This window comes from Intestinimonas sp. RTP31139st1_F5_RTP31139_211217, from assembly GCF_040226735.1.
Taxonomy (GTDB): domain Bacteria; phylum Bacillota; class Clostridia; order Oscillospirales; family Oscillospiraceae; genus Intestinimonas; species Intestinimonas butyriciproducens.
In genome coordinates this window covers 1-1329 of the sequence record NZ_JBCOAQ010000038.1, presented here as the reverse complement: position 1 = coordinate 1329, position 1329 = coordinate 1, and the positions used below count along the sequence as shown (strand labels likewise).

General features: G+C 69.5%; 2 protein-coding genes. Both read left to right on the top strand.

Annotation, left to right across the window (positions count from 1 at the left end):
• Positions 1-595 (top strand): NUDIX domain-containing protein (locus ABUA09_RS15640; RefSeq protein WP_349949508.1); only part of this gene is annotated, 595 nt, incomplete at its 5' end.
• On the top strand, positions 588-1329 hold a 742-nt coding region (locus ABUA09_RS15635), incomplete at its 3' end, for an aldehyde dehydrogenase family protein (RefSeq protein ID WP_349949507.1). The genes ABUA09_RS15640 and ABUA09_RS15635, both read left to right, overlap by 8 nt.

The following is a 1329-nucleotide window of genomic DNA, read 5'->3' as shown; positions in this document are numbered from 1 at the left end:
AGACGCGGGCGACATCACAAAGCCCGAGACCAAACGCCGGATGCGCGGGGCCCTGGAGGCCGTGATCCCGGCGGGCGCGCCCGGGGACTTCAACCAGGCCATGATGGACCTGGGAGCCATGGTCTGCCTCCCCAACGGTGCGCCGCTGTGTGCCCGGTGTCCGGCACGCGGGTTCTGCCGGGCGCTGCTGGAGAACCGGACGGGCGAGCTGCCGGTAAAAGCGCCCAAGCGTGCGCGCCGGGTGGAGGCGCGCACGGTCTACCTCATCTTCCGCCGGGGCCGGGTGGCCCTGCGGCGCAGGCCGGAAAAGGGCCTTCTCTCCGGGCTGTGGGAGTACCCCAACGAGCCCGGCGGCGGCCCCGGCCTCCTGGAGGAATGGGGCATCACGCCGCTGCGGCTGGAACGGGGCGGAACGGCCAGGCATGTCTTTACCCATATCGAGTGGCAGATGGAGGCCCTCATCGCACAGGCCGCGGAGGACGCCCTCCCGGAGGGCTGGGTCTGGGCCGGGCGGGAGGCCCTTCGGACCCTGTACGCCGTCCCCAGCGCCTTTCAGGGATTTGCCCATCTTGTGGAGGAACATATCTGTGAATGACATCATTGCCGCCCAGCGGCGCTATTTCAACAGCGGGGCCACCCGGAACACGGATTTCCGCAGGCGTATGCTCGCCCGGCTGGAGGAGGCGGTCCGCAGACACGAGGCCGAACTGCTCGCCGCGCTGAAGACCGACCTCAACAAGACCGTGTTCGAGGGCTACGAGACCGAGTTGGCCCTGGTCCTCTCCGAGCTGGGGGAGGCCCGGCGGGGGCTGGACCGTTGGTCCCGTCCCCGGAGGGTGCCCACGCCTCTGTCCCAATTCCCCTCCAGGGGATTCGTCTACCCCGAGCCCTACGGCACGGCCCTTATTATGTCCCCCTGGAATTATCCGGTCCAGCTCACGCTGTGTCCGCTGGCGGCCGCCATGGCGGCGGGCTGCACCGCGGTGGTGAAACCCTCGGCCTACGCCCCCGCCGCCTCCGCCGCCCTGGCCCGACTGCTGGGCGAGACCTTCTCCCGGCACTATATCGCCGTGGTGGAGGGCGGCCGGGAGGAGAACGCCGCCCTGCTGGACCAGAAATTCGACTATATCTTCTTCACCGGGAGCCCCCAGGTGGGGCGGACCGTCATGACCGCGGCGGCCAGACATCTCACCCCGGTGACGCTGGAGCTGGGGGGCAAGTCCCCGGTCATCGTGGCCCCGGACGCCGACCTGGACCTGACCGAAGCCGCTGCCTATGGACATGATCTGGGCCATACGCCCTTTGGCCACGCGGGGGAGCGGGTCCTGA